The sequence below is a fragment of the Streptomyces sp. NBC_01351 genome, assembly GCF_036237315.1.
In the GTDB taxonomy this organism is placed as follows: domain Bacteria; phylum Actinomycetota; class Actinomycetes; order Streptomycetales; family Streptomycetaceae; genus Streptomyces.
The window spans coordinates 8,319,567-8,336,927 of sequence record NZ_CP108356.1; the positions used below are offsets into that span (position 1 = coordinate 8,319,567).

Annotated in this window: 14 protein-coding genes and 3 pseudogenes; 12 read left to right on the top strand and 5 right to left on the bottom strand. The window is 68.3% G+C overall.

Annotated elements, in window-relative coordinates; translation table 11 throughout:
• Positions 1-180 precede the first annotated feature (180 nt).
• From OG625_RS38340 to OG625_RS38375, 8 genes are all read left to right on the top strand, one after another.
• Positions 181-1,140 carry a sensor histidine kinase gene (locus OG625_RS38340; RefSeq protein WP_329390160.1) on the top strand — a complete coding sequence of 320 codons (960 nt, stop codon included), beginning with the start codon at positions 181-183 and terminating at the stop codon, positions 1,138-1,140.
• On the top strand, positions 1,137-1,805 hold the full coding sequence (locus OG625_RS38345) for a response regulator transcription factor (RefSeq protein ID WP_329390162.1): 669 nt from the start codon (positions 1,137-1,139) through the stop codon (positions 1,803-1,805). Before OG625_RS38340 ends, OG625_RS38345 begins: the two co-directional genes overlap by 4 nt.
• Before the next feature lie 161 nt (positions 1,806-1,966).
• Positions 1,967-2,461, top strand: coding sequence for a hypothetical protein (locus tag OG625_RS38350; RefSeq protein WP_329390165.1), 495 nt, complete (start codon positions 1,967-1,969; stop codon positions 2,459-2,461).
• Between the two features lie 842 nt (positions 2,462-3,303).
• Complete coding sequence (locus tag OG625_RS38355) at positions 3,304-3,765, top strand: hypothetical protein (RefSeq protein WP_329391282.1); 462 nt, start codon at positions 3,304-3,306, stop codon at positions 3,763-3,765.
• Between the two features lie 12 nt (positions 3,766-3,777).
• Positions 3,778-5,265, top strand: a complete 1,488-nt coding sequence (locus tag OG625_RS38360) for a DUF6571 family protein (RefSeq protein ID WP_329390167.1) — start codon at positions 3,778-3,780, stop codon at positions 5,263-5,265.
• A gap of 65 nt (positions 5,266-5,330) precedes the next feature.
• The gene (locus tag OG625_RS38365) at positions 5,331-6,017 is read left to right on the top strand and encodes a hypothetical protein (RefSeq protein ID WP_443067843.1); all 687 of its coding nucleotides are present in this window, start codon (positions 5,331-5,333) and stop codon (positions 6,015-6,017) included.
• Complete coding sequence (locus tag OG625_RS38370; RefSeq protein ID WP_329390168.1) at positions 6,017-6,589, top strand: hypothetical protein; 573 nt, start codon at positions 6,017-6,019, stop codon at positions 6,587-6,589. Before OG625_RS38365 ends, OG625_RS38370 begins: the two co-directional genes overlap by 1 nt.
• A gap of 381 nt (positions 6,590-6,970) precedes the next feature.
• Positions 6,971-7,192: a hypothetical protein gene (locus OG625_RS38375; RefSeq protein ID WP_329390170.1), complete on the top strand. Its 222-nt coding sequence runs from the start codon at positions 6,971-6,973 to the stop codon at positions 7,190-7,192.
• A 1-nt stretch (position 7,193) separates the two neighbouring features.
• Here OG625_RS38375 and OG625_RS41530 read toward each other — a convergent pair.
• Positions 7,194-7,337 (bottom strand): annotated as a pseudogene (locus tag OG625_RS41530) (transposase); the annotation flags it as partial.
• A gap of 369 nt (positions 7,338-7,706) precedes the next feature.
• Positions 7,707-8,507 carry a maleylpyruvate isomerase family mycothiol-dependent enzyme gene (locus tag OG625_RS38380; protein WP_329390172.1) on the bottom strand — a complete coding sequence of 267 codons (801 nt, stop codon included), beginning with the start codon at positions 8,505-8,507 and terminating at the stop codon, positions 7,707-7,709.
• A gap of 420 nt (positions 8,508-8,927) precedes the next feature.
• Between OG625_RS38380 and OG625_RS41535 the strand changes: the two are divergent.
• The 3 genes and pseudogenes from OG625_RS41535 to OG625_RS38390 all read left to right on the top strand — a co-directional run.
• A pseudogene (locus OG625_RS41535) lies at positions 8,928-9,374 on the top strand (LysR family transcriptional regulator); the annotation flags it as partial.
• A 91-nt stretch (positions 9,375-9,465) separates the two neighbouring features.
• Positions 9,466-10,577: pseudogene (locus tag OG625_RS38385) on the top strand (transposase); the annotation flags it as partial.
• Positions 10,578-10,628: 51 nt separating this feature from the next.
• Positions 10,629-10,925: a hypothetical protein gene (locus OG625_RS38390; protein WP_329390174.1), complete on the top strand. Its 297-nt coding sequence runs from the start codon at positions 10,629-10,631 to the stop codon at positions 10,923-10,925.
• Positions 10,926-10,998: 73 nt separating this feature from the next.
• On the opposite strand, the gene OG625_RS38395 is transcribed toward OG625_RS38390, so the two are convergent.
• The 3 genes from OG625_RS38395 to OG625_RS38405 all read right to left on the bottom strand — a co-directional run bounded on the left by OG625_RS38395 (position 10,999) and on the right by OG625_RS38405 (position 13,666).
• Complete coding sequence (locus tag OG625_RS38395) at positions 10,999-11,277, bottom strand: hypothetical protein (RefSeq protein ID WP_329390176.1); 279 nt, start codon at positions 11,275-11,277, stop codon at positions 10,999-11,001.
• 61 nt (positions 11,278-11,338) lie between these two features.
• Complete coding sequence (locus OG625_RS38400; protein WP_329390178.1) at positions 11,339-12,478, bottom strand: ISL3 family transposase; 1,140 nt, start codon at positions 12,476-12,478, stop codon at positions 11,339-11,341.
• 405 nt (positions 12,479-12,883) lie between these two features.
• A complete protein-coding gene (locus OG625_RS38405) occupies positions 12,884-13,666 on the bottom strand; it encodes a sulfite exporter TauE/SafE family protein (RefSeq protein ID WP_329390180.1) in 783 nt (260 codons plus the stop codon).
• Between the two features lie 602 nt (positions 13,667-14,268).
• Here OG625_RS38405 and OG625_RS38410 point away from each other — a divergent pair.
• Positions 14,269-17,160: a DUF7948 domain-containing protein gene (locus tag OG625_RS38410; protein WP_329390182.1), complete on the top strand. Its 2,892-nt coding sequence runs from the start codon at positions 14,269-14,271 to the stop codon at positions 17,158-17,160.
• Positions 17,161-17,361: the final 201 nt, after the last annotated feature.

Here is a 17,361-nt window from a genome sequence, read left to right on the forward strand (position 1 = left end):
ACCTCACAGCGGGCGCGGGATATGGGTGCTGGCACGGATGGACAAGGCCCCGGCCAGGCGAAAGGCTGAAAGGGGACACCAGGCCCGCCACAGGTCACAGCAGGTGTGGGGGTCGGCGGGGATAGTGGAGGTGATCGCGCCGAACAGGCGGACGGGGATTCGAAAGGGAGGGAGAGGATCATGTCGCTGTACTGGCGGATCTTCCTACTCAACGCCGTCGTCCTCATCGTGGCGGTTCTGCTGCTGCTCGGCCCGGTGACCGTCTCCACCCCCGTTCTGTTCGGCGAAGCCGTCGTCCTGCTCGCGGGGCTGGCAGCCATGCTGATCGCCAACGCCGCCCTACTCCGCATCGGCCTGGCACCGCTCGGACGACTGACCCGCGCGATGACCGCTGTCGATCTGCTGCGCCCTGGCAGCCGGGCCCGCGTGGAGGGCCCCGGCGAAGTGGCCGAACTGACCACCACGTTCAACGCCATGCTCGTCAGGCTCGAGGCCGAGCGTGCCACCAGCAGCGCCCGGGCTCTCTCGGCGCAGGAGGCCGAGCGCCGCCGCATCGCCCAGGAACTCCACGACGAGGTCGGCCAGACGCTCACCGCCGTCCTGCTCCAACTCAAACACGCCGCCGACCGCGCCCCGGATCCCTTGCGCGAGGAACTGCGCCAGGTGCAGGAGACCACCCGCACCGGCCTGGACGAGATCCGCCGTATCGCGCGCCGGCTGCGCCCGGGCGTGCTGGAGGAGTTGGGCCTGCACAGCGCCCTGCGGGCACTGACGGCGGAGTTCACCACCGGGACGCTTACCGTGCGGCACTTCATCGCGCCAGGCTTGCCCGAGCTGGAAGAAGCCACCGAACTCGTCCTCTACCGGGTGGCTCAGGAAGCTCTGACCAACGCGGCCCGCCACGCGAGCGCGACCGACGTCGAGGTCCACCTCTCCAACCGGCCAGAGGGGACCGTGCGCCTGCTCGTGCGAGACAACGGCACGGGTATACGCCTTGCCGTCGAGGGCGCGGGGATCCAGGGGATGAGGGAACGGGCCCTCCTGATCGGCGCGGATCTCTCCGTCGCAGGCGGCCCGCACGGCGGTACTGACGTACGACTGGACGTACCCGCTCACAGGACCGAGGAGAGCAGCCGATGACCACCCCGGACCCGGCGGGACCCACCCGCGTCCTGCTCGCCGACGACCATGCCCTCGTACGGCGCGGGGTCAAACTCATCCTCGATGCCGAACCGGACCTGACAGTCGTCGCCGAGGCCGGGGACGGAGCGGAGGCCGTGGCCCTGGCCCGTACACAGGACATCGACCTGGCCGTTCTGGATGTTGCGATGCCGCGTATGACCGGTCTCCAGGCCGCCCGGGAGCTCTCCCGGCTGCGGCCGGAGCTGCGGATCCTCATCCTGACGATGTACGACAACGAGCAGTACTTCTTCGAGGCCCTCAAGGCCGGGGCCGCCGGCTACGTCCCCAAGTCCGTCGCCGACCGGGACCTCGTCGAGGCCTGCCGCGCGGCGATCCGAGACGAGCCGTTTATCTATCCGGGTGCCGAGACCACCCTGATCCGCAACTATCTCGACCGAGCCCGCCAAGGGGATCCGCTGCCGCCCCGGGCGATCACCGAGCGCGAGGAGGAGATCCTCAAGCTCGTCGCCGAAGGCAACTCGTCCAAGGAGATCGCGGACATCCTTGTGATCAGCGCGAAAACGGTGGAGCGCCACCGGGCGAACCTGCTCCAGAAGCTGGGGATGCGAGACCGCCTGGAGCTGACCCGCTACGCGATTCGCGTGGGACTGATCGAGCCGTAGAACCCGGAAAGAAGAACGCAGAAGTTGATGCATTTATGGGGGATTTGTGTTCTTCGGTGAGGCGTTGGCTGCGCTGACATCGGCTGCCGCCGTCGATGGAAACCAGAAGGCCCAGGGCCTGGCGGCGACCAGTGAGCCGCCGCTGCGCCGCCCTCCTGGCCGTGCTCCTGCTGGCTGGTACAGCGGGGTGCGCGCAGGCCCAGGAGTACGCGGTACCTGGCGATGTGTGCGGCGTCGAAGTCGAGCCTGCTCTCCTCAAACCCCTGCTCCCGGTCGGCGAGTTGCTCCGGCAGCGCACGGCTCAAGAAGGCGATGAAGACATCGCCGGCTGCGTGATGGACGTTGACAAGCTCCGCGAACTGACCTTCCAAGCCAGCCTGGTGCCAGCTGACGTCGACCCCCTGGAAGTCAAGCGCCGCAATCTGATGCGCGCCGGGAACCCGCAGAAGACCGACATCGGAAGCGACGCCCGGATTGCGGACAGCGCGGCCGTGGCGTCAACCGCGTGCACCTACAAGGGCGAGCCACGCCGATACGCGGTGGAGGTATGGGTGGACAAACATCCGATCGACGTCGACAAGCGCCGCGAGGACCTTGCTCGATTCATCGCGGCATACCTCCAGTCCGCCCAGAAGGCAGCGGGCTGCACCTCCTGACTGAAAGCCATCAGCTCCCCGATGGGAGCGAGCGGGGCCCTCTGGAGGAGTGAAGGCCCCCGAGAACCTTCGACCTGGGACTCAACCTGTGCATCACGACAACGAGCCGGTTTTCAAACGAAGCAACTGGGGCACCAGCCGCTACTACTACAACCCCCGTAACCCCGTAGGCCTCGCACTCATCGTCATCAGCCTGCTCTTCGGCGCGACGATGATGATCCTCATGGCCAACCGGGCCGGACCGTTCGCACCGCCGCCCACCCAAGGCCCGTGGAGCCCGCCAGCGTACGAGCACTCCTGGCCGCCCCCGTCAGCCGAGCCGGCTCCCTGGCCGCCCCTCCCCCCACGGGCACCCCGGAGAGCGCCCCATGAGAGGGACACGGAACCGGCTGCGCCAGGTGGGGTCGCACCTCGCGTGGTGGGCAATCCTCACGCTCGTACTGGTGCTGTCGAGTGCGGCCCTGGGCCGGCCGGTGACCCTTCTGGGATGTGCTGCGTCCGCAGTGCCGACGCCTCGGACTCCGTCGTGTGGCGCCGGGCGGGTGTCGCCGAAGCTGCCGCGCTCGCGCTCGTGCACGAGGACGACGAGACCAGCATCCGTGCCGAGCTGACGGTCCGCCGCATCAACCTGCGGCTCCGCCTGGTGAACATTGCCGTCTTCGGGCCCCGGGTGCGCGGTTCATGCCGGGGGACATTGACAGCCGTGCGAGGCGGTCAGGACGGGGCGGTGCTTGCACGAGAAGAAGACCGTACACGGGATCGATCATCTGCAGTCGTCCGTAACCCAAGTGGGTGCGTGGCAGACGGGGCAGCAACACAACTAGCAACACGGGGTGCTGACGATGTCGTTCGAACAAGAGTGGGCCGCCGAGAAGACGGCCGTAACGATGCGATTGAACCAGGCTGACAGTACGGGGGGTTCGACGCCAGCTGCGGGCTCGGCCGACTACGTGGTCGAGGACGACGACCTCGGCGCAGTCGGCCATGCCGCCAACGGCCTCTTCAGCGGCCTGGAACCCGCGGGAAAGCACGCGAGCGCGGCGAGTGAGAGCGCAGGGAGCAGCCTGAAGGGTGATGGCTTCGATACCGGTGCCGCACTGTCGGAGGTGAACAAGACCTGGGAGACGCAGGTGAAGACCCTCCTCCAGGCATGCGCGCACATCTCCAACCACCTCGACTACACGAAGAAGTCCAACAAGGCCAATGACGCCTGGATCGGCGCGCAGCTGCGCATCGTGGGGCCCGTCGCGCCGGGCAGCGAGGGTGCCGTTTCCGCGTCCCAGATCGACAAGCTCTTCCGGTAAGGAACCACAGTCATGCCCACGTTCGAGCAGCTCCTGAATGCCAAACTCGGTCCGATGAACACAGCGGTCACTCAGTGGACCGAGATGATCTCCAAGCTGACACAGCTCAAATCCGATGCGTCGGCGATGAAGTCCAAGGCAGACAAGTCCACCTGGAGGGGTGAGAACGCCTCCGTGACGAAGCAATTCGTCACGAAGACGACCAAGGAGTTCGGCGATGCCGTGACCGAGGCCGAATCCATACGCGACCTCCTCCAGGACGCCCACACTCTGCTCAAGTCCGCTCATGACGATCTCAAGGCCACGTACGAGAACCCTCCGCCGGGCATCACCATCTACCCGAACGGCGTACTCAGTCATCGCGTCCACCCCGACCGCAGGTCGAAGGACAGCACCGAACCGATCGCGACCGAGGCGCAGTTCGAGGCACTGCGCGGCAAGATCGAAGGCATCTTGCAGCGGGCCAACGAGGCCGACGAGCTGTGCGCTTGGGGTCTGCGCGCGCTGATCAAGAACCACCCGAACGACTTCGGGAGCACTGACCTCGGCGGTGTCGCGGACGCGAAGAAGATGCGCGCTGAGGAGATGCAGCAGACGGAGAACGGCCGTGAGGCCGCCAAGCTCTACGCCCGCTGGGACTTCCTCGACGACAAGGAGCGCGCGCGGCTCCTCACCCTCGTCGAAGGCGGCCAGAACTCGCCGGCGTTCTCCGCCGAGCTGATGCAGAACCTCAGCTACAACGGCCGTGAGGATCAGGAAGCGGTGCTGCTGCTCGCCGGGAGCCTGGAGCACGGCGGCCGCGACGGCCAGGTCTCCGCCACTGACGCCCGGCTCTACAAGGCCCTCTCCGGCAGCCTCGCCACCGCCACCGGTCTCGACTCGCCGATCGGCTCCCCTGGCGGCGTCACCTCGGCCTGGACCGACCGGCTCATCGACACCGCCCGCAATGGCAACGGCCTGCCCAACCAGCACCCGGGGCAGCTCAAGGGCGGCGCGGCGGGCTGGAACGCCCTCACCGATCTGATGGCCGCGGACGCCGGGGACAAGCCGTACGACCCGAACGACTCCAAGGACAGTCCGTTCCGGAAGGACAAGGACGACCCGGTCTACAGCGAGGCCTTCCTGAAGGAGGTCGGCGACAGCATCCGCGAGTGGGAGACCAACGACAAGGACGCCTACGACGGGGTCATGAAGAACTGGCAGGGCACGCAAGAGGACCCGATGAAGGGTCTGATGAACGCGATGAGCCGCAACCCGTCCGCCGCGACCCACTACTTCGACCCCGCTACGACGGACAACCTGAAGTACTTCCTGGAGGACCGCGAGTGGCCGGGCGGCGACGTCCAGGACAGGATGCCCGAGGACACGCAACGGACCTCTGCTCGCGCCGAGTTCGCGGCTGCGATCGACGCAGCGGCCACAGGCCGTGAGCCGGGCAGCCCGCTGCACGCCGTCGGCACTCGCCACGACGGCGCCGAGACCGCGATCTTCGAGCGCTGATCGACGAGTATGCCGAGGAGACGAAGAAGAACCAGAGCGCCGTGCCCCTCACCATGCGCATGGCCATGGGCGAGATGATTGGCGACTACAGCTCCGACGTGCACCAGATCCTCGGCAAGGACCTGGACGGGCCCACCGACTTCAACCAGCTCGACATCGACCGCGGGGACCTGACCCGGATCATCCGTTCCACGGCCGAGGACCCGCAGGCCTTCGGGATCATTCACGCCTCGCAGACCGCGGTGATCGCTGACGGCCTCGACCGCTTTCCGGCGGATTCATACCGCCGGGAGGACCCGGAGCTGCACGCCTGGGTCAAGCAGTCGTCGGGGGTGCTCGGCCACCTCGACGGCGTGCGCGGCGACGTCATCTTCGACCTCGGCCAGTCGCAGAAGGACGCGAACGGCTGGAACAAGATGATGAATTACCACCTCATCGGTGCGCCCCTGACGGCCATCCCCATCGCGGGTGACGCCATCCAGCGATCGATCGACGTCGGCACGGCCGCCTACATGAACGAACTCAACGCCAAGGTCGACGCCGAGACCCGCAACAACATGATCAACCACTACGACAACGGCCAGAATGAGATGAACGCCATGCTGCGCCAGATGGCGACGGACAAGGGGCTGCACATCTCGGAGCTGGACGCGAGCCCCGGCGAGTACGAGGACGGCCTCCAGCCCACCGCCCAGCAGTGGTACCAGAACGGCATCAAGAACGCGGACATGAAGATGGGCGAGCGGTACTGATGAAGAAGAAGCACCTGGTGCTGCCGGCCGTGATTGTGGTCGCGGCGGCCGTCGTCGCCGCCATCCAGCTGTGGCCCAGCACGCTGAAGGACCTGCGTGCGCAGAACCTCTGCCTCGGCATGCTCACCGAGAAGACGGCGGGTCTACTCTACGACGGCAAGGGCGGCCAGCTCGCCGTCGACGAGGACCAGGGCGGGAGGTCTGGGGCGGACCCCGTCTTTTCCACGATCTGCTTCGTCAACCGGGACCCGGAGGGGGGCGCCGCGGACCGGCTCCAGTACACCGTCGACGTCCGGCCCGCCAGCACCCTGAACGACCCCGTGAACGGCGCTACTCGGCTTGCCGACGGCCGTTCGGGGTGGGTGAGCCCCCGGCAGAGCGAGGTCCAGCTCCCCTCCGGGTGCCCGAAGGAGATGAAGGCGGATGCCGAGTACGTCACCGTCACGCTGAAGGTCGCACCCGGCGTCGTCGTCGCGGAGAACTGGGACGACGCGGCCCTCGTCGCAGCCTCCCGCACCGTAGTCCTGGAGGCCGTGGACAATCTTGCCAAGCAGTACGACTGCGAGGTGTAAAGCCGACGTCTGCGGGGGCGGCCGCCGTACACGGTCCCCGCTGTACGCAGGCACAATGGCCGGCCTGGCAGAGGAGTCCTCCGCCTCCGGTGGCCTCACCATGGCCGCCGAGGTGGTCCGAGCACAGCTCATGGGCAGGACCGTTTCCCTCCAACGTCCTCTGACGATTCGAAGGCTGTGGAGGAACCAGCGGCCGTCCGAGGTCCGATAGGCCACCACCGAGCGGACCGGAGGCCACACCTCGAAGAGGCGACCGGGGGCTAACGGCGTTTAGCCCCCGGTCGCCTGATCGGCTCATCCTGGATGCGGTCTGGCGTTGACGGTCTGATTCGGGGTCTGGCGCAAGTTCCGCGACGCGGCTACTCGCGCGAGTATGAGGCCGTGGCATCGACGTGGTGGAAACTGTGGACGGTGGACCGGTTCGGGGGTGGACTTGCCTACATCGACGACGAGAACGAAAACAAGGACGTCGTCCACCTGGTCGGTGTCACTGGCAAGACCGCCCCGTTGACCACCATCGACCAGTCGATCCCCGCCAAGGTCACCCCCAAAGCCCCACCAGCGGCAACACCCGCTGGTGGCTGTCCAAGCCGGCCGCATTAGCCTCCGGTTGCCCGCCCCGGCCCCGCAGCCAGCCCGGCACCGGCAGCAGTGGCCGGACCACCGCCCACTCGGCATCCGACATGTCGGTGCGATACCGACGCTCGCGCGCCCCGTGGTCTCTGGCGTTCCCGAACCTGTGAGCCAGACAGTCACACGCGAGAGTGGCTGAGGTGGACCCCACTCCCGCGTTGCCGTAGAAATGCGACAACAGGGCCTCCTGGACAGCACGTTGGCTTCGACACCCTTCGAGCTAGCAAGAGGCCCTGCTCTCATGCACGGCAGCCGCCGCAGTCACCCGATCGACTGACTTCTCGACGAGATCGGGACGACGGCAGTCGCGTCGCTTCTCGTGATCGCTGGGACGGACAAATTCGCACTGCCATCCAGGTAGACGGTCGGCTTGGTGACGCCCCGAGGCCGCCTCGCGGGTTTGAGTCCGGTGCCGCGACTGACGAACCTGGCGAAGAGTCGTGTCTTACCGGCTCGAGGCGCGGCCAACAGCCCCCGCTACGTCCTACTTCTCCTCCGGCTCCCAGGCGCGGAGCAGGTCGAGCAGCCCTGCGTCTCCGTCAACGCGCAAGGAGTCGGCCTGGATCCGGTCGTACAGGTAGAGGACCAGCTCACTGGCCGTGCCGTGGACGGAGGCGCCGGCTGCGTCCGAGTCTTCGCCGGTCGCGGCGGTGGGCGCGGGGATGCGGGTGGTGCGTGCGCCGTCGCCGTCGACGGTGAGGCGCCAGGAGCGGCCCTCGGCGGCGTGGAAGTCGAAGGCCGTGGGCTTGTGCGGCCAGGCACTCGGCGTTGCGCAGACGGTGAACAGGAACTCCTCCACACCGTCGAGTGCCAGCTCGACCGGCAGCGGCTGCGGGGCGCCCCCGGCGAGCTGGGCGTCGTAGGTGTGCACCGCGGTCTCCTGGACCCGGTGCCGGGCGGTGCCGCCGGCGGTCTGCGGTGACTGCGACGCGGGCCACCACGTCCAGCAACCGCTCTCCGGTCCCGCCGCGCGCAGGGCGCCCAGCAGAAGCTGCGTCGACGCGTCCAGCCAGGCCAGCAGGGCCTCACGCTCCTGCGGCACTTCCAGCGCGGCGCGCGCGGCGACGGCCTCGGCCGGGGGAGCGTCGGCAGACCCCGCGCCGACGATGGCGGCCCAGAAACGGTCTCCCCCACCCAGGTGCTTCACCAGATCGAACAGCGTCCACCCGGGGCAGGTCGGCACCTGCGCGTCGAGACCGGGCGCGGCGGCGACCACGGCGCGGAAGGCGGTCGACCGTTCATCGATCAGTCGCAACAGGTCAGGGAACTCAAGATTCTTTTCCACGCCGGATGTCTATCACCGTGCTCCGGTGATCGGACAGCGATTTTCACAGTCGCCGCCGGTTGGCCATTGCGGACGTCCTCGCCTCCCACCGCTCGGGTGACAAGCTGCAGCACTGCTGCGAGGACGCTGGTGGTGGCGGTACGCCAGGCGTCGTGCCTGTGGGTGCTCTGGCCTCGCCGTGCGGCCGGGCACCTCGGCGATGTGACGTCCACCCGGTGCGCGCGGTCATGCTGCCGCTCGATGTGATGGACGCGGAGGTTACGACGGCGGGGGAGGACCGGTCGGGTCGGGAGTTCAGGTGACTCCCGTTCGACCAGCACTCCTCAAGTTCGGAACAACAACAGCCACTCACCCTCATCCGCTTCGTGCATCATGGGAAGCGATGAATGGCAAAGTGAGCTTTCACGAATCATGAACAGCATGGACAGTATCGACCCTCGGCTGCTGAAGACCCTGCTCGCAGTGGTGCGGCACGGGTCGATGAGCGCTGCGGCAGCCGCGCTGGGCTACGTGCCCTCAGCGGTCTCACAACACATCGCCCGGCTTGAGAGGCAGGTGGGGGTCGAACTGCTTTCGCGGCGGCCGGGGGGCGGCGTGACCCCGACCTCTGCCGGCCGTACGCTGATCGATGGAGCCGCCCAAGTCCTCGCCGCCATCGCGGATTTCCAACGTCTGGCCGACGACGTCGCCGGGTCGGGGGCACCCGAAGTACGGATCGGCCTGTACGCAACCGCAGCCGGTCGGCTGCTTCCCACCGCACTGGCCGAGCTGCGACGGACCCATCCACAGGCCGTGCTGCACGTGACGGAGACCGAGCCCGTACACGGCCTGCGCGGACTGCGTACCGGCGAGATCGACCTGCTGCTCAGGCGCAGGACGAGGAGGGTCAGACTGCCGGGTCCGGGGCCACTCCGTGTGCTCAGACAGAGCCGCGACACGGAGCGCGGTCCCCTGGCACAGGCAGCGCAGCCGGATGATCCCAGGGCGGCCGTACTCGTTCGTCGCGGTGCTGGAAGTCGGCCGCACTTCCTGGACCGCGCTGCTGGACGCGGTCCGGCTGGAGCCCGGCGCGGACATCGCGGCGGTCACCGCAGTCCAGGTCCGCGAAGTCGTCGAGCATCTGATCGCGCCGGGCAGTGGAAGACCGGTGACCTGGACATCCTCCTGGTCCTCGACGCCAGCTATGACAGTCAGCGGCTGTCATTCCTTCTGGATGACCTGCCGCTGCAGGTGCTGGGCCGACTCCGTTCGGACCGGGTGATGCGCCGGCCAACCCCGCCGCGAGTTTATGACCCGCAAGGCGGGCGGCCACCCAAGCACGGCGGCGAGTTCGTCTGCGGCCAGCCCGATACCTGGGGAGAACCCGACGCTCAGACGGCTACGGAGACCCATCGGTACGGCACCGCGGTCGCCACCGCCTTCGACCGCCCTCCACCCGAGACTGCCCCGGCGGGCCGCATGGCTCAACCATGTCGCCGAGCTACCGATTATCGAGGGGACCGTGATCCGGCTGAAGGCCGACCGGCTTCCCGCAGGCGGTGAGCCCAAGCCGGTCTGGCTCTGGTAGTCCGGCACCGACGCCACCGCTGCCGATGTCGACCGGCTCTGGCAGGAGTTTCTCCGCCGCTTCGACCTGGAACACACCTTCCGTCTGCTCAAGCAGACGCTCGGCTGGACCGCATCCCGGCTCCGTGAGCCCGCCGCGGCGGACCGATGGACCTGGCTGATCCTTGCCGCCCATGCCCAGCTCCGGCTCGCCCGCCCCCTCGCTACCGACCTCCGGCGGCCCTGAGAGCGACCAACGCCATCGAACAAACTCACACCCGCCCGCGTCCGCCGGGGCTTTCGAAACCTCCGCAGAAAGTACCCGTTGCCGTCCGGTGCGCCGAAACCCACCAGGCCCCCGGCCCCGGGCGACCGCTCGGCTCCAAGAACCGCCGCAGAGCGGCCATCCACGACGTCGGACGAGTCCTGAAGACGGGCGAACCGTACTCCCGCCGCAGCCACCACAAGGAGGGAACCAAGCCCAGGCGCACCGCCGCCGTAGGCAGCGGTAATGGCACGGCATAGGCTCCTCATGCCTGCTACTGAACACGGCACTTCATCAAGGGGGCATAGCCGATGGAGCACAGTTCCGAGCGCGAGAAGGGCACGGACGCGGTCCCTGACCCCGCAGAAGGCCAAGCCGCCCCCCGAGACATCCGTGCCGGACACCTCGGCCTGGGCGTGACCGTCATTGCCCTGATCGTCATCGCGAGTTTCTCGGGCCCACGATGGACACTCATCGTCTCCGGGGCTTTCGCAGCCTGGTTCATCCTCGCGCTGGCGGTCATCCACATGCGTGGCGGACGAAGCTGGGATGCCCTCCGACGCGCCTACAACCTCACCTTCGGCTGGGGCGAATACGTCAGTCCCTGACGGACGTTAAACGACAAGCTGAGCTTGTTCTTTATCAACGAAGGCCGAAGCCATTGTCGCTGTGTGGCGATGTTCAGTGATGTACGTCCAGGTAGGCGTCGTGGTCGGCGTAGTGGATGACTGCCTGGCATATCCCCAAGGCGTTTGGCTGGGCTCCGTTCCGCCAGGACGACCACACTTCGAGGACGTCCTGAGCCAGTTCGACTTCGAGTAGATAGGCAAGGTCGGACGGCGGCGCATCGAACGCGACGGCCACCGCATCTGAGGCGGCCGTCCATGGCTTGGCCGCGTAGATCACAGCTCCGGCAGGCTGTTCGTCAAGGGACTGCAGAAGTTCCAGGAGAGTAGGCACGGTGAGAGACTACGTCGCTCACTTCGAACACCGTCTCGAACTGAGTCGCTCACCTGGGGATTCACCGGACGTGGGGGCGGCCTTCGTCTGACCATGTGCTCCGACCCAGGTGCACGTGATCACGACGAAGGCTGGTCGTGGGGTGTCGGGTGAGCCAGCCGGTCACCTGCCGCACTGTCGGCGGTCGCGGCGGCGCGCCGGCCGGAGCCCCGCGAAGGGTGGCGATGTGGGCGCGGACCATCTGGTAGGTGACGGGCGCGTTGGCGGCGGCGAGTTCGCTGTGGAGGTGGGTGACGCTGGTGCATCCCTCGGCGAACCGTTGCTCCAGGTAGGGCTTGTACGGGTCCAGTCTGCTGAGCCGGGGCCGGTTCTCGCGGATGGTGTCCTGCCAGCGTGCGGCGTTCGCGTACCGGAGCACGGTGTTGAGGCCCCAGTCCAGGTGCCGGGCGATCGCCCGGCGTGAGTGGCCTTGGGCCAGGAGCTCGTGGACCAAGGCGTGTGCCGCCTTCTTCCGGTCGGCCCGCCGGCCGACGGGCTCCGAGTCGTCCTGCGGTCGAGCGGAAACAAGTCCGGTGGCCTCCGGCAGCATGCCCCTGGGCGATGGGTTGCGCAGGCAGTCGCGGTGGGCGGCGACGCAGGTCTCCACGGCCCGGCCGAGGCCCTGCCACAGATGGAACCGGTCGGCGACCTGCAGAGCGTCAGGGGCACCGCGCCGGGCGCCTTCGGCGTAGGCGCCCGCCCGGTCCCGGCAGATGATCTCCACGCCTGGGTGACGGACCAGCCACGCAGCCAGCGGCCCGGCCTCACGCGTCGGGAGCACATCGACCACGCGATGGTCTTCGACGCTGGTCAAGACGGTGGAGTAGGTCTGGCCGCGACGGATCGCGAAATCGTCCACGCCCAGCACCCGCGGCGTGCCGAACGCGGGATCGGGCAATGCCATGACCCTGCGCAACAAGGTCATCCTTCCCGCGCCGAAGCCCAGCTGGGCTGCCAGCCGGGCGCCGGCCCGCCCGGCCAGCGCGAGCCCCACCCGCTCCAGGGCATGGTTGAGCCGCGTGGTGAACGGTGCGTACGGGGCAGCCAGCCGGGAGAACCGCTCAGCAAACGTCCGACGCGGACAGTCCGCCGCCCCACAGATGAAACGCCGGACCACCAACCGGATCACGAAGCCCTGCTCAGCGAGTGGAAGATCCTTCAACCTGCGGCGATAGCGGTCGTGCACCCGGTCCGAGAAGCGGACGCAGTCCGGACACTCCTCGCCGGCCACCGGCCTCTCGCCACCACCTCGACCGTACGGAACAAGGCGGTCACCGCCTCGACGTCCACGTCGTCGATCCCGTCGAACACGAGTGAATCCCAGAACGATGCGTTGGTCTGCATGACCGGCACGATCACCGCCCACGGCCGACCATGGCAGAGACCATCAGGGAGTTGATGGAGCGTCACTTTCGGCTGCCGGGCAGCCAGGCGTACGCGGTCACACACGACCCAGCCCCTCACAATCGAACACCAAGGTGACGATCCGCGACCGCTTCCCAAGATCTGAGCCAGAACCGAGTTTCGACAGCACCCGGGTGCCCCAGGGCGGCAGGGCACTGCACGGTCAGCGAAGGATTTGAACTGCGTAGAGCGCGCCGACTCCGGTGGCGAGTGTGCCGAGCAAGAGCCGGAGAGCCGTCTCGGGCAGGTGTGGCTGAAGGCGCGCGCCGAGGTATCCGCCGAGGAGGCCACCGGCCCCGCAGGACAGGCCCAGTAGCCAGTCGGGGGCGACGTCGCCTGGGGCAGCGAGGGAGAGTAGCGCGTAGGTGGCCGCGCCGACGACGGAGGTCACGAAGGTGGAGGCGAGGGCGGCGGGTGCGACGGTGGTGACCGGTGCTCCGCGGCCGACGAGGATCGGGCCCAGCAGGGAGCCGCCCCCAATTCCGTAGACGCCACCGGCCACGCCGACGGCCAGGGCCAGCGACGTCGTCGCGCGGGGCGAAGGCTGATCTCGGGTGCGGGGTGGTGCCGCGCGTACGGTCCGCAGCCACAGCCACAGCCCGAGTGGCAGGAGCATTGCGGCTATGAGGAGGCGGAAGATGCGCGGGCCGGGAACGGCGAAGACGCGGATCACGGCGCCGACGACGACGCCGGGAACGGTGCCCGCGACGAGCAGCCGGGTCAGCGGCCCGCCCAGCAGTCCGGCCCGCCAGTAGCGCAGGAGGGCACCGGGGCCGGCCACGACGTTGTAGAGCAGGTTCGTGGGTGTCACGGCCGGACTGGGCACGCCCAGCACACTGACTTGCACAGGCAGCAGGAAGACTGCTCCGGAGACGCCCACGGGCGCGGTGGTGACCGATATCAGGAGCCCTGCGGCGAACCCGAGCAGTCCCATCGACCACTCCACGGCACCCCCCTCGGCACTCTTCAACCGGCACCCGGAACAGGCTCCGGATCAGGTGCCTCCCGTTCTCATGAACATCGACCCCGCACCGATCCAACCGCCTCCCGAAGCGGTGAACAACTGCCGTCCCAACTCGGGTTCTGGCTCCATTCCGTGAAGCGCATGCGTTGAGTGACGACTGACGTCCGCGGCGGCCTCCGGGAAGTTGCCTGAAAATGATCATTGCCGATCTCGGGGTGGCCGACAGTTCGACATCGTGGGAGAGACATTGCTCCGGTTGGAAGCTCTGTTGTCCCGTCGGTCGCGGCCGTGACGGTGCTGTCGGTGAACATGTGGGACGAGGCGGTACGCGTCGACGCCCGCAGCACGACAGCCGAGGCGGTGTGTCCGAGCTGCGGGTGCTCATCGCGATCGGCCGCTTCGCACTGGAACCCTTCACCGGCTGACCGGCCCGTCACTCGGGATGGACCCACGTACGGCGGACGTTCGTGGGCCGTCCGGGTTCGTCCCTTGCCGTGGCGTGCCCGGCGCACCGTACATCGAGTGTCTGCTGATCACCTGACGAGGGGTTAGGACGAGCGTGAGAGGGCTGATCAGTGCGCCGGATGCTTGCCGTCGCTACGGTTCTGGGTCTGCTGGTGGCGGGTGCAGGGGCAGGTGCCGCTGAAGCCGCCGTAGGAGAGTCGACCCTGACAGATCAACATGTTGCCGGTAAACTGTCGGCGGCCCAGGAACGCCGCATCAAGGCGGCGGTCACCGAGATGCCGCTGCGGTTCGTGGAGAACCAGGGGCAGGTACCGGGGGAGGCGGACTACTACCTTCACGGTTCGCGGACGTCCGTGGCGTTCACCGAGACCGGTCTCACCTACGGCCTGAGCAAGAAGGACAAACGGTGGGGTCTCAAGCTCGACTTCGTGGGGGCCAAGCCGACCGAGCCCGTGGCCGAGGCCCCAGGCGCAGGCCGGGTGAGCTATTTCAAGGGCTCGTCGGGGGAGTGGCGTAAGGGGCTGAAGACCTACGGGCGACTGGTCTACCACGATCTGTGGCCCGGCATCGACCTCGTCTATTCCGGTACGGGGAGCGAGCTGAAGTACGAGTTCCGGGTGGAGCCGGGTGCTGACCCGTCCCATATCCGCATGTCCTGGCGCGGCGCCTCCGATGTGAGGATCGAGCGTTCCGGTGCGCTGCGGGTCGACACAGGGGTGGGCCCCCTGACGGACAAGGCACCGGTGAGCTACCAGCCCGGCGCCGGCGCGGAGCGACGCCGCTCGGAGGTGAAGAGCGCCTTCCAACTGACCAAGGTCAAGGGCAAGGGCAAGGTTGAGGGCAAGGGCGCCACCACGTACGGGTTCGAACTCGGTGCGTATGACAAGACCCGCGCGCTGGTGATCGACCCGGCAACACTCGTGTACGCGGGCTTCGTCGGCGGCGCCGGCGACGACGAGGCCGCCGACATCGCGGTGGACGGGACCAGCGCCGCCTACATCACGGGCTTGACCACCTCGATCGAGTCCGGCTTTCCCGTGGCGGTGGGGCCCGACGTCATCCACAACGGCGACTTCGACGCGTTCGTCGTCAAGGTCAAGCCAGACGGCACCGACCTCGTCTACGCCGGGTACATCGGCGGGGCCGGATTCGACGCCGGGATCGGTATCGCCGTGGACGGCTCCGGCGCCGCGTATGTCGCTGGAGACACCCGCTCGGACGAGTCTGGCTTTCCCGTGACGGGCGGCCCGGACCTCACCTACAACGGGGGCAGCGACGATGCGTTCGTCGCCAAGGTCGCACCGGACGGCGCAGCACTGGTCTACGCCGGTTACATCGGCGGGGCGGCCGGCGAGTTCGTGAAGGGTCTCGCGGTGGACGGCACTGGCGCGGCGTATGTGACCGGTGAGACCAGGTCCGACGAGTCGACCTTCCCCGTGACGGGCGGTCCTGACGTCACCCTCCACTCGGGCGGCCCCGATACGTTCATCGCCAAGGTCGCTCCCTTGGGCAGCGGCCTCGTCTACGCCGGCTACATCGGTGGCAGCGGCGCCGAATTCGGCGGCGGCGTGGCCGTGGACGCCACCGGAGCGGCGTACGTCACCGGTGAGACGAGCTCGGACGAGTCGACCTTCCCGGTGAAGGTCGGCCCCGACCTCACCCACAACGGGGGCATCGACGTGTTCGTCGCGAAGGTGGCCCCCGACGGCTTGAGCCTGGTCCATGCGGGCTACATCGGCGGCGCCGGAACGGACACCCCCTTCGGTATCGCCGTCGACCCCACCGGCGCCGCATCCGTCGCCGGCCGGACGGACTCGCCCGAGAGCGGCTTCCCGGTGAAGGTGGGCCCGGACCTGACCTACAACGGGGACACCGCCGATGCGTTCGTGGCCAAAGTCGCCCCCGGCGGCGGCAGCCTCGCCTACGCGGGCTACATCGGCGGTGCCGGCTCCGACCAGGCCCTCGACATCGCTGTCGACTCCCTCGGCGCCGCCTACGTCATCGGGGACACTTCCTCGAGCGAGTCGACCTTCCCCGTGAAGGACGGGCCCGATCCGACCTTCGGCGGCGCCTCCGCTTACGTCGCCAAGGTGGCCCCGGACGGTAGCGAGCTGATCTATGCGGGCTACCTCGACAACGCCGACCAGGGCACCGGAATCGCCGCCGACTCCGCCGGAGCCGCCTACGCCGCCGGGTTCACCTCTTCGGCGTCCTTCCCGGCGACCGTGGGCCCCGACCTTACGCACAACGGCGATCGCGATGCCTTCGTGGTGAAGGTGAGCCCGGTTCCCATTCGGTCGGATCTTTCGGTCGTCAAGTCGGACAGTCGCTCCGATCCGGTGGTGGCGGGTCAGAGCGTGACCTACACCCTCGCGGTCACCAACAACGGCCCGACCAATGCCTACGGCGTGACCCTGACCGACACCTTGCCCGCCGGCCTCGACTTCACCTCGGCCGGCGCTGGATGCGCCGAGACGGCTCCCGGATCGAACGTGGTGACGTGCCACATCGGGGCCGTGGCCGTCGACACGGCCAGGACGCGCACCATCACCGCGGCTACCACCGCGCCGGGTACGTTCTCCAACACGGTCACGGTCACCGGGTCGGTCGAGGACCCGGACCCGGTGAACAACACCGCTACGGAGACGACCACGGTCACGCCGTCCGGCGGTCAGGCCCCGCTCTGCTTCGGCCTGCCCGCGACCATCACCGGCACTGCGGGGAACGACCGGATCAACGGCACCGCCGGCCCCGACGTCATCGCCGCGGGCGAGGGCGACGACGACGTCAACGGCCTGGGAGGCGACGACCGCATCTGTGGCGGCAACGGCAACGACCAGCTCACCGGCTCCGGCGGAAACGACCAGCTCGCCGGTGACGGCGGCGACGACACCCTGCTCGGCGGTCTCGGCAACGACACCCTCGACGGAGGCCCCGGCACGAACGTCAACGACGGCGGCATCGGAACCGACGCCTGCACCAACCCGAGCACGGGCCGAGGTTGCCCCTGACCCGAGCCCGGATCCCCTGACGCGCGGAGGGCGGCACCCCTGCAAGGGGGGCGCCGCCCTCCAGGCGTTCGGCGGCCACGTTGCCGTGACCCGGCTACCCGAATGTGACCGCTGCCCGGGCGTCGAAGCGCGCCACGCGGCTGCTTGGCGCTCCCATGGCCGCCGTCCCGCGGCTCAGCATGGCGGCAACCCCACGCAACA